Consider the following 13,973-nt stretch of genomic DNA (forward strand, 5'->3'; position numbering starts at 1 on the left):
TTGGGGGCAAAGGCGCATCAAACGAGAGAGCGTTGGGTGGGGTTTAGAGGAGGCGGCGCTCCGCAGCCCACTTGGTCAGCTCGTGCCGGCTGGACAGCTGCAGCTTGCGCAGCACCGCGGACACATGGGTTTCCACCGTTTTGATGCTGATGAACAGTTCCCTGGCCACTTCCTTGTAGCTGTAGCCGCGGGCGATCAGGCGCATCACTTCGAGTTCGCGGGCGGAGAGCCTGTCGAGTTCATCGTCGGCGATGTCGGCCGGTGCGGTGCCGAAGGCATCAAGCACGAACCCTGCCAGCCGGGGCGAAAACACGGCGTCGCCACCCGCCACGCGGAACACGGCGTCAGTGATTTCTGCACCCGAGATGGTCTTGGTGACATAGCCGCGGGCCCCGGCCCGGATAACCGCCACCACGTCCTCGGCGGCGTCCGAGACGCTCAGGGCCAGGAACTTGGTGGTCGCCAACAGTGCTGCGGAGCCTGCGATGACTTCGCGTCCGCCGCCGCCCAGGCCACCCGGCAGGTGGACGTCCAGCAACACCACTTCGGGCCGCTCCTGGGCGATCACTGCGATGGCCTGCTCCACGGTGGCCGCCTCACCCACCACTTGGATGCTGGTGTCGAGGTCGGCCTTGAGGCCGGACCGGAATATGGCGTGGTCGTCCACGATCACCACCCGGACAGACTGTGCGCGGCGGATGGGCCCGGTGCCCTGTGAGTTGTTCATGATTTTCCTTCTGCGTTGTCCCGGTGTGGCGCCGGCAGGCCCAGCCGAACCTCGGTGCCGCCGGGGGTGCTGGTGATGGAGGCCGTCCCGCCGTGGCGCTTCATGCGTCCAAGGATCGATTCCCGGACCCCCAGCCGGTCTTCCGGCACCTCGTTGAGGTCGAAGCCGGGGCCCCGGTCCTTGACGAAGACCTCGGCGCGCCCGTCCGAGACCTCCAAATACACGGAAACGGTTCCGCCGCCGTGCCGGGACGCGTTCAGCATTGCCTCGCGGCTGGCCTGGACCAGTGCTTCGTGGGCCTCGGTAATGGGGGTATCGCCCACGCTCACCACTTCCACGGCGTTGCCCAGGACGTCCTCCACCTCGGCGGCGGTGGCCTTGATCCGGTCCGACAGCTGGCCGGCTTCCTTGCCAGGGTCCTGGAACAACCAGCCCCGCAGTTCCCGTTCCTGGGCCCTGGCCAGGCGGACCACGTCATGTTCGTTGGCGGCCCGCCGCTGGATCAGGGCCAAAGTCTGCAGTACGGAATCGTGGAGGTGCGCCGCGATCTCCGCCCGCTCTGTTTCGCGGATCCTGCCCGCACGCTCCGTTTCCAGGTCGCGCCAGAATTTGAGTGCCCAGGGCAGCAGCACCAGCAGCACGCCGCCCAGCACTGCCACCGAGGCCAGCAGCGCCAGCCAGGTCTGCTCCCAGGATCCGGAACCGGACACCATCACCAGCACGCCGGCCACCACCAGCGCGAGCCCGGCGGCAAGGCGCGCCCAGCCACCCGCCTGGTCTGCCTTGGTCTTGTCCACCAGACCGGCGCGGCGGGTCTCGTCGAGCTGCATCCAGGCGATGGCGGCACCGCCGAGCACGGCCGCAGCGGGAATGAGGGTCCCCAAGGGCACGTCCATGCCCAGTAGCTGGGCGATCATGATGCCCGCGACCAGCAGGAGGCCGGCTCCCAGCAGGATCTCCTTGCCGTACCGCATGCTGCGGAAACGGAACCAGGGCGGACTGGCGTCAGCACCGTACCCTGCCGAGGTCGGAACTCGAGCCCCGGAAACGCCCGGAGCATAGGCAGCGGCCGGGGCGGAAGCACCGGCGTCGGGCATTGCCCACGGTGCACCCGCAGCAGGCTGCCCCGAAAACTGCGACGCCGTTGCCGGCGGGGGCACGATGCTAACAGCCGGTGCAATGGGCGACGCCGGACGCCGGGCCAGGCGCCGGGCACTTTCGTCCGCGGTGGGGACCATGATCCACAGCCACGCGTAGAACGCCAGACCGGCACCGCCGGCGAGGGTTGCGAGCGCCATCCCGATCCTGACGTTTTTCACCGGCCAGCCCAGATGCGCCGCGAGTCCGGAGCAGACGCCCGCGATGACGCGGTCGGTGCTGCGGACCAGCGGGGGGCGGGTAAAGGCGGTGGTCATGGGTCAATCCAAGCACGGATCAGGGTTCCCCGGACCCGATTCCGGCCTGAACCGGGGGTAACTCAGGGACGAGTCAGGGTGTTCCCCAGTAGAGCCGCACGGCCCGGGACGGCAGGATCGAAGTATGAACTCCCAGACCCCTATCCCCGACGACGGCCAGCCCACGGAACCTCTCCCACCCCGCGGACCAGGCCAGCCCACCGACCCCCTCCTGCCGCCCCCGGCGGCGGGCCACTACGCAGGCCCCCAGGCACCTGGCCAGGCGAAGGATTTCTTCCCCTGGATCCGGAGCCACGGCATCCAGCGCGGACGCGACCGGTGGATAGGCGGTGTCGCCAGCGGCATCGCGCACCGGATGGGCATCGACCCGCTGATTGTCCGCGGCATCTTCATCGTGCTGACCCTCTTTGCCGGAGTGGGCGTTCTGCTGTACGGCATCGCCTGGGCCCTCCTGCCCGAGCCCGACGGCCGCATCCACGTCCAGGAGGCGGGTGCCGGCCGGTGGACCAGCGGCATGACCGGCGCGCTGATCACCACCGTGGTGGGCCTCACCGGACTGGGCGGCGGATTCTGGGGCTGGAGCCACAACGGCTTCGGCGGATTCCTCTGGACCGTCTTCTGGGTGGGCGGCGCCATCTACCTCATCTACTACCTGACGCAACGCAACAAGGTCCGGAACGGAGCTCCCATGAACGCCACACCTCCGGCCGGAGCCGGCGGCAACGCCGCTTTCGCGGCCTCATATCCCACAGCCCCGTACACCACCGCCCCGTACACGTCGCCCTACGCTGCAACTGATACGGGCTCGGCGGGGAATCCTCCGTACACACCAACGCCGCCTTCCGGCACCACTCCGCCCCCCGGCGGCGCGTTCCCCGGCGGTGACACCTACGGCGGCGGCTACGGCGACGGCTACCAGCCGCCCCAAGGCCCGGCGCCGGCACCGCACGTCCGCCCCTCCGGACCCGGCGCCCCCGCCGTGGCAATCACCGCCGGCGCGGCGCTCCTGGTGGGCGGTGGACTGAAAGCCCTCGACGCCGCCAACGTGATCAACCTCGGCGATTCCGCCAACGCGATTGTGTGGGCCGCCGGCGCAGCGGTTGTGGGCCTGGGCATCCTGATCGCAGGCCTCCGCGGCAAGACGGCCGGAATCCTCAGCCTTTTCGCTGTGGCGGCCCTGATCACCGGCGGAATCTACAGCGTGGTGGGCAACGGCGACAGGGTCAGCTTCACCGAAGTCGACTGGACGCCCGCGAGCATTGAACAAGCCCGGGACGGCATCAATGTCACTGCCGGCCGCGGCACCTTTGACCTCACCGGGATGAACGTCACCGCCCCGCTGCCATCCGACGTCGTGGTTCCCCTGGGCGTCACGGCCAGCAACGTCACGGTGGTCCTCCCGCACAACGTCCCCGTGGCAATCAAGGCCGACATGACCATGGGCAACATCCACGACGGCGCCGGCAACCGCAGCGGCATCACCACCCGGGAAAGCCGCTACAACACCGACAAGCCCGGAGCCAGCCTGATCGTGGAGATCGACGGCACCTTCAGCAACATCACTATCGAGGAAGGAAACTGACATGGGCAGCTCAAATCCGGCATCGGATCCAGACACGTCAGAAAGCACGACGGCGGCAGGCCAGTCCGGAGCCGACGCACCGCCGCAGCAATCCGCCCGTGTAGGCACCATCGTCTGGGCCCTCATCGTCCTGGCGCTGGCCGCACTCATCATCGTCGCGCAGTTGGGTGTGGTGACCCTGAACGGCACCTATGTCCTGATCGGGCTCATGATCGGGGCCGGTGCGGCGCTGGTGGTGGGCGGCCTGCTGTCGGCCCGGAAACGTGACAACGAACCCACAACAAGGAAGTCTTGAGCCATGGACAAGTTCTTCAGCATCGTCAGGGGCTTCGGCCTGAAACGCGGGCCGGAACGCTGGCTGGGCGGCGTCTGCGGCGGCATCGCAGCCAAGCTCAACGTGGATGCGGCGTTCGTCCGGATCGCCTTCCTGGTCTTCTGCCTTCTCCCCGGTCCCGCAGTCGTCTTCTACCTCGCGGCCTGGCTGGTCCTTCCTGACCAGGGGAACTCCATCCCGTTGCAGAACTTCCTGGACCGCCGTTCCATCCGCTGACCACCCAGCAAACAAGGCCTCGAGCCCCTGTTCCGGAGAGATTCCCTCTCTGGGACGGGGGTCTTTTGTAACCGGTTTGTGTCGTAACGCACACCGCCGACTACAATCTAGGTGAGCTCAGCGTGGCGCTCTGCCCGTACCCCCTTAGCAGCAGGATTGAGCAGAGACATGAAAATCGGAATTCTTACCAGTGGTGGCGACTGCCCGGGACTGAACGCCGTCATCCGCGGCGCCGTCCTCAAAGGTATCGCCATCCACGGCCATGAATTCGTCGGCTTCCTGGACGGCTGGCGCGGTGTCGTTGAAGGCGACATCATCGATATCCCCCGCACCATGGTCCGTGGCATCGCCAAGCAGGGCGGCACCATCCTGGGCACCTCCCGCACCAACCCCTTCGAAAACGGCGGCGGACCTGAGGTCATCAAGGCCCACATGCATCGCCTGGGCATCGACGCCATCATCGCGATCGGCGGCGAAGGCACCCTGGCTGCCGCGAAGCGCCTCACGGACGCCGGCCTCAAGATCGTGGGCGTCCCCAAGACCGTGGACAACGACCTCGACGCCACCGACTACACCTTCGGATTCGATACCGCAGTCCAGATCGCCACCGAGGCCATCGACCGCCTCCGGACCACGGGAGAGTCCCACCACCGCTGCATGATCGCCGAAGTCATGGGCCGCCACGTGGGCTGGATTGCCCTGCACGCCGGCATGGCCGCCGGCGCCCACGCCATCCTGATCCCGGAGCAGAAAGTCAGCATCGAACAGATCACCGAATGGGTCCAGGAAGCCCATGACCGTGGCCGCGCGCCGCTGGTTGTTGTGGCCGAGGGCTTCGTTCCGGACCACATGGAATCCCCCCACTCCGAGCGCGGCCTGGACACCTTCGGCCGGCCCCGCCTGGGCGGCATCGCGGATCAACTCGCCCCGGAGATTGAGGCCCGCACCGGCATCGAGACACGTGCCACCATCCTGGGCCACATCCAGCGCGGCGGCGTTCCGTCCGCGTTCGACCGCGTCCTGGCGACGCGCCTGGGCATGGCGGCCATCGACTCAGTGGTGGAGGGCTATTGGGGCACCATGGTGGCGCTCAAGGGCACCGACATCGAGCACGTCGGCTTTGAGAAAGCCCTGGGCCAGCTGAAGACGGTGCCGCAGAAGCGCTACGACGAAGCGGCCGTCCTGTTCGGCTGAGCCGCGCACGCCACCTAGGCTGGGGATATGACTCTTGAGCCAGGTTCCGCTGCCATTATCCAGCTCGCTTGGGCCCGGCATTTGGGGCTCGACGACGGCGCTTTCGCTGCAGCCCTGACCTCCGGCGAGCGGGTGGTCAGGGCCGACGAAGCGGCTAAGACAGTGGAATTCGTCAGGCTTTTCGGCAGCTCAGCCTTGGTGGGTCCGCAGTGGGTGATTGACGCCGCCGTGGGAATCCCCGACGACGAGCTGGCCCAGCACGTGACCCTCCTGACCCTGACCCGGTCGCACGGCGGCCACGGCCTGGGTGCTGCCGCCCTGTTCTTTGCCGACGATCTGCCGCTCCGCCAGCCGTCCGAGGAGCTCACCGTCTCCCACGGCAACCCTGAGGCGATCGAGCTGGAAGGTCTTTGCCCACCCGACGACGTCAACGAAGTGGGGCTGTCCGAGCTCGAATACCGCTACACCATCGTTCACGACGTCGACGGCCGGCGGGTCCCGGTGGCGTGCGGTGCCTACACGGAATGGGAAGGTCTGCTGGGCCATCTCGGAGTCTTGGTGGATCCTGAGTGGCGCCGGCGCGGGCTGGGCTCGCTGGCGGCGTCGATCGCCGCCCATGAAGCACTTGCTGCCGGGCTGACCGTCCAGTGGCGGGCAGAGGTCAGCAATACCGGGGCGGTTGCCCTGGCGCGGCAGCTGGGCCTGACCACCGGCGGCATCCAAACCAGCGCGCAGCTGGGCTGACGGTGCCCTGCCCTGCCGGGCTCAGCTTGCCCGGCTCGCGCCTTCTGCAGAGGTATCCGAAGAAGCGGGCTGGCCGCCCCATCCCGGCACCTCTTTCGGCTTGGCGAAGAACAGTGCCACGGCCGCACCAACCAGGATGACGGCGGCTGGCAGCAGAATGGACTGGCCCATCGCCGTCGAGAAGCCCTCGTGGAGGGCATCCGGCAGCCGACCCGAGAATTCCTTGGCCCCCCCGCCGCTGCCCCCCGCCGGCAGCTCTGCGGCGAGGCGCGCCTGGATCAGCACCGCGATGGCCGCGCTTCCCAGGACGGCTCCGATCTGGCGGGTCGTGTTGTAGACCCCCGACCCGGCGCCGGCCTGCCGCGGTGGCAGGTTGCGCGTCGCCGTCGAGCTTAAAGGCGCCCAGATCCCTGCGTTGGCGAAGCCCAGAACGGCGCTGGGCAGCAGGAACATCAGGATGGGGGTATCAGGGTGCATCAGGGCCGAATTCCAGGCCAGGGCTACTGCCATCAGTACCAGACCACCGGCGGTGATGTATTTGGGGTTGACGCGGTCGATGATTTTGCCCACCACGGGCGCCAGTCCCCCGGAGATCACCGCCATGGGAACCATCATCAGCGCCGATTGGGTGGGCGTCAGGCCGCGGACCAGCTGGTAGTAGAAGATGAGCGGCAGCGCGAAGGCCGTGATGGCGAAGCCAACGGTGGTGATCCCGATGTTTGCCAGGGAAAAGTTGCGGTCCCGGAACAGGTCCAGCGGCAGCAGCGGCTCGCCCTTGTTTAGCCGCTGCCAAACGATGAAGCCGGCGAGCACCACGAGTCCTGCGATGATCAGGCCCCAGACGCTGATGGGGCCGGCGATGGTCCCCCAGTTGTACGTCTCACCTTCCTGGATGCCGAACACCAGGAGGAAGAGCCCGACGGCGCTGAGCAGCACACCCGGAAGGTCGAACTTATGGGGGTGCGTGGCGAGGGACGGCACAAGGCGCCAGGCGAGGATGAAGCCCACAATTCCCACCGGCACATTGATAAAGAAGATCCATTCCCAGCCCAGGCTGTCCACCAGGACTCCACCCAGAATTGGTCCCACCAGGGTGGCGACTCCGGCCGTCGCACCCCACAGTCCCATGGCTGCGCCCCTGCGGTCAGGCGGGAAAATTCTGGTGATCACCGCCATGGTCTGCGGGGTCATGATGGCTGCGCCCAGTCCCTGCAGGATCCGGGCCGTGATCAACGTCTGGATATCGCCGGCCAGCCCGCACCACAGGGACGCGAGGGTGAAAACCACCAGGCCAATCAGATAAAGGTTTTTGGGCCCAAAGCGGTCACCCAGCCGGCCCGTGACCAGCAGCGGCACGGCGTAGGCCAGCAGGTACGCACTGGTCACCCAGATGACGGCGTTGATGTCAGCGTTGAGTCCCTCCATGATGCGGGGGTTTGCCACGGAGACAATCGTGGTGTCGATCAGGATCATAAAAAATCCGATGACCAGTGACCACAGGGCTGGCCACGGCCGGGCTACATTTTCCACGGGTCAGTTTCCTATCAGTTCGAGGATTTCAGTCCGGGCGAACATCTTTGCGGCGTCCCGGGCGGAGGGCGTGCCGGCGTCGGGATCCGCACCGGCGTCCAGGAGCAGCCGGGCAACATCGGTGTACCCCTTGAAGGCGGCACCGGCCAGCGGCGTCTGGCCGCGGTCGTTGGCTGTGTCGGCCCCGGCTCCATGTCGCAGGATCAACTGCACAGTCTCCGCGTGGCCATGGTAGGCCGCCAGCATCAGCAGGGAGTCACCGGCCGAGTTGGTCATAGTTGCCGGTGCTCCGGCTTCGAGGTACACGCTCAGGAGCCCGGTGTCTCCCTCACGGGCGGCCTGGAATAGCTTGTGTGCCAGGGCCACGGCTTCATCGTCGGGTGTCTGGGAGCCTGCTGCGGCGGGGCCGGGTGCGGCGTGGTCGGTCATGAGCGGGTCCCCTTCAAGAATCCAGTCTGGCGCCCCACGACCTGGCCGGCGTCGGGAGCAACAATCACTTCCTGGGCTGCGATGTAGGGCTCCTCACCGTCCAGCACCGTCAGTACTTCATCCGGCGCCACGGAGCGCTTGATGACAGCCAGGGCAACAGGACCCATCTCGTAGTGCTGGGCCACGGAGGTTACCGTCCCGACCTTTCGCCCGCCGAGCATGACCAGGCTGCCCGGTGCAGGCATGGTGTGCTGCGATCCGTCGAGCTGCAGGAACACCAGGCGCCGCGGCGGATGGCCCAGGTTGTGCACCCGTGCGATGGTTTCCTGGCCCTTGTAGCAGCCCTTGGCCAGGTGCACGGCGGTGCGGAGGAGGTCCAGTTCGTGCGGAATGGTTTTGTCGTCAGTTTCCGCGCCGAGCCGCGGGCGCCAGGCAGCGACGCGGAGGGCTTCGGCGGCCAGCATGCCGGCGAGCGGCCGGTCCCCGACGGTCTGCGCCAGCTCGGCGGCCGGTACCAGATACTCGATCCACGGCCGGTCCAGCCCGGGGTGCTCAGCCTCCGCCACGACGGAATACGAGTAACCGCCTGCGCCAACATGGGGCCAGGGATCACGCCAGGCCAGCAGGCCGGACCACTCCGCCACGTCTTTGGTGGAGCCGAGCACTGCCCAGTCGCCGGAGACGTCGTTGATTTCAACGCGGAGCATGAACTTCATTTTGTTCAGCCACTCAGCCAAGGGCCCCGCCTCGGCGGCCTCCACGATCAGCCAGGTGGTCCCGCCGTCGTCCACTACCCGGGCGTCAAATTCGATCCGGCCCTGGATGCTCAGCAGGAGCAGTTCGCTGGAATCCCCCGGCTGCAGGCCGGTCACCTGCTGTGAGGACAGCGTGTTCAGCCAGGTCAGCCGGTCCGGACCGCTGACGGTTACCACGCCGCGGTGGGAAAGGTCGACGACGGCGGTACCGGCCGCGAGCGCGCGCTGCTCGCGCAGGGGCTCACCGTAGTGGGATGCGACGCCGGCGTCCGCACCGGCGGCCTCGACGGCGCCAGGGCGCGACAGGAGTGGGCTGGGGGTAGTCATACTGGGGGCAACGTCCTTGGGTTGGTGGGTATTCCGGTTTCGGGAGGCTCAACCACCGTCGGCGGCTAGCGGTATTCCGGATTTTCAAAATCGAAGCGGGTACCGGCTTTCCATTCTTCCGGAAGGTTGCCATAGGCAGGAATCCCGCCGGCATCCTTGAGCATCCTGGCGAAATGCAACAGGTTCCAGGTCATAAAGGTGGTGTTGCGGTTGGTGAAGTCGGACTCGGGGCCGCCGGAGCCTTCGTCCAGGTAGCTAGGCCCGGGGCCTACGGGTCCGATCCATCCGGCGTCGGACTGCGGCGGGATGGTGAAACCGATGTGCTGCAAGCTATACAGCACGTTCATGGAACAGTGTTTGATGCCGTCTTCGTTGCCGGTGATCAGGCAGCCGCCCACTTTCGGGTAGAACACCCATTGGCCCTTGCTGTTCAGTTCCCCCGAATGGGCATAGAGCCGTTCAATCAGCTTCTTGGTCTGGGAGGAGTTGTCGCCCAACCAGATGGGGCCGCCCACCACCACAATGTCGGCCTCTTCAACTGCGGGGTACAGGTCCGGCCACTCATCGGTTGGCCAGCCGTGCTCGGTCATGTCCGGATACACACCGCTGGCGATGTCGTGATCGACCGTCCTGATCACACGCGTGCTGACGCCCTGTTTTTCCATGATGAGGCGGCTGACCTGTATCAGGCCCTCTGTGTTGCTGGTCTCGGGTGAGCGTTTCAGCGTCCCATTGAAGAACAAAGCCTTCAGATCGCTGTAGTCCGTGGAGTTCTGTTGTGCTGCCATGATGCTCCCTGGTTCACTCGTACGGGTTCCCCTGTAAGGACGGTGAAGTGTGGAAACTAAGTCTACTGACGGCCTGCGACGCTGTGCCGGATCAGGAGACTTTTTTCAGGAAGGCCGAGGCGTGCGCTTCCAGCCCCGAACCGGGCTGCCCCGTGCCACCTGTGGCAACGTCCCAGCGCCACAGCAGGTTCCCGTCCACCAGGCCGAAGATCCGGGTGGCGGCGCTATAATCCTTCGAATGACTGCCCCGCATCACCATATCCGTGGTGAGCTGGATCTGAGGGCCCTTGATCTGACCGTAGTACAGCTCAGAGATCCCGCCCGGGTGGGCGATGGAAACCGAGATATCGAAACCGCCGTCCTTGTTGCGCAGGGCTTCGACTTCCTCGGCGCTCTTAAGTGCCGGTACGATATCCGCCGGAACCAGGCCCGGACCGCCGTCGGCGTCAAGCTGTTTGCGCTCCAGCGCCCAGAAACCGGCCTCAACGGTCAGCGGCCGCAGGCGAGTGCCGTCGTCGGCCGTTAACCAGGTCTCCGCACGGTACTGCAGGTAGGGCAGCCCGTTGTGCGTGAAGGAAACGTGCTGGACGAAGTGTTCCGAATCCTCGTCACCGCTGCCAAGACGGCCGTTCCCTTCCCACTCACCAATGAGCCAGGAAAGCGGAACAAGTTCCGGTGTCAGGTCTGTGGGAATCTCAATCGGCACAACAATTACCTCAGGAAAAGGCTAGCTCCGGAACAGGTTTACTTCTGGCCTTTGAAGAGGCGGTAAACCACAAAGCCGGCGAACCAGGCCATGGACAGGCTGGCGATGCCGAGCAGGACAAGGAAGAAGATTTCAAATGCAAGTACGGACATGATGCCATCCTATCCTTTAGTAGATGAGTAGTTTGTCGATGAAGTAGGCAAGGGAGCCCACAGCGGACACAGGTGCCAGACCCATGCTAAGGGCCGCAGCGAAATCCAGCGGACCACCGCGGAGTGTGACGAGCCGCCGGAAGCTGACCAGGACAGCCCCGACCACCACGCCGCAGATGGCTGCGGGCGGCACGGCAAGGTCTGACAGGACCAGGCCGGCGAGTGGCCCGGCCAGGCCTGCCAAGGCGATACCCAGCGGAGCCACAACCCGGTCCGGCCACCGGATCAGGCCGGCGAGCAGTGCCACGGCGGCGCTGATGGCCGCCACCAGCATCATTTCGCGGACACCATTAAAGCGGGCGCCGGCAATCCAGCCTGCGCCCAGGCAGGAGAGGAGCACGCCGGCGCAGCAGCCCAAGGTGGATTCGAGCCGCTTGGCCTGGCCGGTGCCGCGGATGAGCTGCACCACAAAGACGGCCATCATTCCCAGCGCCATAAAGGCCGGTGTCCAGTCCAGGAGGCCGGGAGCCGGCAGAAGCCCGGCACCGAGCGCGGACCCGACGCCGGGCAGCGCTATGACGGCGGCAAGGGTCTTCTTCGCAGGGATGCGGAGGAAATGGGGCCAGCCAATGCCCACCCCCACGGCATTGGCGATTGCGACGCCGACGAGTGCCTCACGCGAGACATGCACGCCGGCGATGATTGCCACGAGCCCTGCAATGCCAATAAGTCCAATGACCCACGAGCCCAGTGCTCGCGGCGGGGTCCGCATATCCGCGCCCGCACGGGGCCTGCCGGTTTCGGTTCGCCGGTTCTGCTCTGCACTCAATTCGCTGCATTCCCAATCTGGCTGTGGACCCGGCGGCTCCGCCCTCCGCGTCAGGGCATTCTGCCCCGTGGCTCAATCCTGCCCTATGTCGCCTGGATATGTCGTAAATCGAACGTCTCCGCAGGCGGAATCCCTGTTGGATGGAGGGCCGTTCGGTATACTCAAAGTTCAGCTACGCTTCCTGCAACGGTTGCCGGCCGGATAGATCTTTAGCCGGCCCAGGCCTGAGCAGTGAGCTGGTACCGGCCGGTGAAAACCCGGTTCAGTCGCCCGAAGATGCGCGGACGCCCCTTGGAGGAACAATGTCGCACATCCTGCTATTGACGAACAGCACTGGTTCATCGGTGGACATCCTGCCTGCCCTCGAATTACTGAACCATCGTGTGCACATCCTCGCCGCTGAGCCCACCGCCCTACTGGAGACCGATCCATGCGACATCGTGCTCCTGGACGCCCGCAAGGACCTGGTGGGCGCCCGCTCCCTGACCCAACTGCTGAAGGCGACCGGCTTAAGCGCCCCGCTGATGCTCATCCTCACTGAAGGCGGCATGGCGGCAGTTTCCTCGGCCTGGGCCGTGGACGACATCGTCCTCGATTCGGCCGGCCCCGCCGAAGTGGAAGCGCGCATCAGGTTATCGGTGGCGCGGGCCGTTCCCGAAAAGGAAGACGCCCCCACGGAGATCCGGGCCGCCGGCGTGGTTATCGATGAGGCCAGCTACACCGCCCGCGTCAACGGCGCACCCCTGAACCTGACGTTCAAGGAATTTGAACTCCTCAAGTACCTGGCGCAGCACCCCGGCCGCGTTTTCACCCGCCAGCAGCTGCTCACCGAGGTGTGGGGCTATGACTACTACGGCGGCACGCGCACTGTGGATGTCCACGTCCGCCGACTACGCGCCAAACTCGGTGCCGACCACGAGAACCTGATCAGCACCGTCCGCAACGTCGGCTACCGCCTCACCCTGGTGCGGCAGCAGGAAGACGAGCTGACGGAAGCCTGACAGCCGGCGTCGAAATTCCAAAGCAGCAGCCCCGGGCCTGTGGTCCGGGGCTGCTGCTTTGTGGAAACGTTGTTGGTGGAGGACATACGGGTCGAACGTATCGAGGCCACCCCACTGGTGGATCCCCCTCGCCCGGCGGTCTCTTGCCGGTGAGTTACTGACTATACGTAACCGCCGGGTACACATCAAATCCGGGGGCACGTTCCGGCCCGGGCGTATAGCCTAGCCTCATGAGTCCTGCGCACCCGGAAAAATGGCCCGTCCTCGTTGTCCACGGCGGGGTGGATGACCAACTGCTGAAGGATTGCCTGGGGCTCCTGGCAGCCGCCGAGGAATCCGACGGAAACCCGTCCCTGTCCGAGCAGACAGTGGTGACGCTCCGCGCCGGCGATGCAGCCGAACACTCGCTCCTGACCCTTGCCCTCTACGCCCCGGACGAAGATTCAGACCCCTCCTCCGGCCAGGACCTCGCCGGAGTCGCCTTAGTGGTGGAGGAGGGCGACGGCGACGGCGTACTGGAAATCGCCGTCCACCCCAGCTACCGCAACCAGGGCGTGGCAGACCGCCTTGTGGGTGCACTGCAGTCAGGGCGGGGTTTGGACGGCCTGAAGGCCTGGTCCCACGGCAACCATGAGGCGGCCGCGGACCTCGCCGCCCGCTACGGCTACGGCCCGGTGCGCGAGCTTTGGAAGATGAGGCTGACGACCGCCACGGCTGAACTGCCCGACGTCGACCTTCCGGACGGAGTCACGCTCCGCGCCTTTGCACCAGGCAAGGATGAAGACGGCTGGCTTGCAGCGAACCGCGCCGCCTTCGCGCACCATCCTGAGCAGGGCTCCCTGACCCGGGCGGACCTGGACGCCCGGATGGCTGAGGACTGGTTTGATCCCGCCGGTTTTTTGCTGGCCGAGGACACAGCGGGTCAGCTGTTGGGTTTCCATTGGACCAAGGTCCACCCGCGGCATGGGTCTCACCCGGCGATCGGTGAGGTCTACGCGGTGGGCGTGACGCCGGCCGCGCAGGGCATGGGTCTGGGCAAGGCTCTCACCGTTGCCGGAATCAGGTATCTGCAGGGCCTGGGGCTCCAGGCCGTCATGCTCTACACGGATGCGGACAACGCCCCGGCAGTATCCCTCTACCGCGGACTGGGGTTCACCCGCTGGGATATGGATGTGATGTACGGGCCCGTGATTACGGCCTAGGAGCCCTCCGGTGAGTTAGCCACTCGCCTTACATTTGGCGGC

General features: G+C 66.1%; 15 protein-coding genes. 7 read left to right on the top strand and 8 right to left on the bottom strand.

Going from position 1 to position 13,973, the window contains the following annotated elements:
- Positions 1 to 43: 43 nt before the first annotated feature.
- On the bottom strand, positions 44 to 727 hold the full coding sequence (locus tag ABIB27_RS04580) for a LuxR C-terminal-related transcriptional regulator (protein ID WP_354215566.1): 684 nt from the start codon (positions 725 to 727) through the stop codon (positions 44 to 46).
- Positions 724 to 2,142 (bottom strand): ATP-binding protein, encoded by a 1,419-nt coding sequence (locus ABIB27_RS04585; RefSeq protein ID WP_354215567.1) that lies wholly within the window; start codon positions 2,140 to 2,142, stop codon positions 724 to 726. The genes ABIB27_RS04580 and ABIB27_RS04585 overlap by 4 nt, the downstream gene beginning before the upstream one ends.
- Positions 2,143 to 2,266: 124 nt before the next feature.
- Here ABIB27_RS04585 and ABIB27_RS04590 point away from each other — a divergent pair, with 124 nt between their 5' ends.
- From ABIB27_RS04590 to ABIB27_RS04610, 5 genes are all read left to right on the top strand, one after another.
- On the top strand, positions 2,267 to 3,724 hold the full coding sequence (locus ABIB27_RS04590; protein WP_354215568.1) for a PspC domain-containing protein: 1,458 nt from the start codon (positions 2,267 to 2,269) through the stop codon (positions 3,722 to 3,724).
- Between the two features lies 1 nt (position 3,725).
- Entirely contained in the window at positions 3,726 to 4,019 is a 294-nt protein-coding gene (locus ABIB27_RS04595; protein ID WP_354215569.1) for a hypothetical protein, read from the top strand.
- Positions 4,020 to 4,022: 3 nt separating this feature from the next.
- Positions 4,023 to 4,274, top strand: a complete 252-nt coding sequence (locus ABIB27_RS04600) for a PspC domain-containing protein (protein ID WP_354215570.1) — start codon at positions 4,023 to 4,025, stop codon at positions 4,272 to 4,274.
- 168 nt (positions 4,275 to 4,442) lie between these two features.
- Positions 4,443 to 5,468, top strand: a complete 1,026-nt coding sequence (locus tag ABIB27_RS04605) for an ATP-dependent 6-phosphofructokinase (protein WP_354215571.1) — start codon at positions 4,443 to 4,445, stop codon at positions 5,466 to 5,468.
- 27 nt (positions 5,469 to 5,495) lie between these two features.
- Positions 5,496 to 6,212 (top strand): GNAT family N-acetyltransferase, encoded by a 717-nt coding sequence (locus tag ABIB27_RS04610; protein WP_354215572.1) that lies wholly within the window; start codon positions 5,496 to 5,498, stop codon positions 6,210 to 6,212.
- A 21-nt stretch (positions 6,213 to 6,233) separates the two neighbouring features.
- Here ABIB27_RS04610 and ABIB27_RS04615 read toward each other — a convergent pair whose 3' ends face one another.
- The 6 genes from ABIB27_RS04615 to ABIB27_RS04640 form a co-directional block, all read right to left on the bottom strand.
- A complete protein-coding gene (locus ABIB27_RS04615; RefSeq protein WP_354215573.1) occupies positions 6,234 to 7,742 on the bottom strand; it encodes a DHA2 family efflux MFS transporter permease subunit in 1,509 nt (502 codons plus the stop codon).
- A 3-nt stretch (positions 7,743 to 7,745) separates the two neighbouring features.
- Positions 7,746 to 8,171 (bottom strand): ankyrin repeat domain-containing protein, encoded by a 426-nt coding sequence (locus ABIB27_RS04620; RefSeq protein ID WP_354215574.1) that lies wholly within the window; start codon positions 8,169 to 8,171, stop codon positions 7,746 to 7,748.
- Positions 8,168 to 9,253, bottom strand: coding sequence for a CAF17-like 4Fe-4S cluster assembly/insertion protein YgfZ (gene ygfZ, locus ABIB27_RS04625; protein WP_354215575.1), 1,086 nt, complete (start codon positions 9,251 to 9,253; stop codon positions 8,168 to 8,170). Before ygfZ ends, ABIB27_RS04620 begins: the two co-directional genes overlap by 4 nt.
- A 65-nt stretch (positions 9,254 to 9,318) precedes the next feature.
- The gene (locus tag ABIB27_RS04630; protein ID WP_354215576.1) at positions 9,319 to 10,041 is read right to left on the bottom strand and encodes a flavodoxin family protein; all 723 of its coding nucleotides are present in this window, start codon (positions 10,039 to 10,041) and stop codon (positions 9,319 to 9,321) included.
- A 91-nt stretch (positions 10,042 to 10,132) separates the two neighbouring features.
- Positions 10,133 to 10,747 (bottom strand): nitrobindin family protein, encoded by a 615-nt coding sequence (locus ABIB27_RS04635; RefSeq protein ID WP_354215577.1) that lies wholly within the window; start codon positions 10,745 to 10,747, stop codon positions 10,133 to 10,135.
- Between the two features lie 168 nt (positions 10,748 to 10,915).
- Entirely contained in the window at positions 10,916 to 11,671 is a 756-nt protein-coding gene (locus ABIB27_RS04640; protein ID WP_502909114.1) for a permease, read from the bottom strand.
- Between the two features lie 359 nt (positions 11,672 to 12,030).
- Here ABIB27_RS04640 and ABIB27_RS04645 point away from each other — a divergent pair, with 359 nt between their 5' ends.
- The gene (locus ABIB27_RS04645) at positions 12,031 to 12,729 is read left to right on the top strand and encodes a winged helix-turn-helix transcriptional regulator (protein ID WP_354215578.1); all 699 of its coding nucleotides are present in this window, start codon (positions 12,031 to 12,033) and stop codon (positions 12,727 to 12,729) included.
- 230 nt (positions 12,730 to 12,959) lie between these two features.
- Positions 12,960 to 13,931: a mycothiol synthase gene (gene mshD, locus ABIB27_RS04650; RefSeq protein ID WP_354253575.1), complete on the top strand. Its 972-nt coding sequence runs from the start codon at positions 12,960 to 12,962 to the stop codon at positions 13,929 to 13,931.
- Positions 13,932 to 13,973 lie beyond the last annotated feature (42 nt).

This window comes from Arthrobacter sp. UYEF21, assembly GCF_040546085.1.
Lineage (GTDB): Bacteria > Actinomycetota > Actinomycetes > Actinomycetales > Micrococcaceae > Arthrobacter.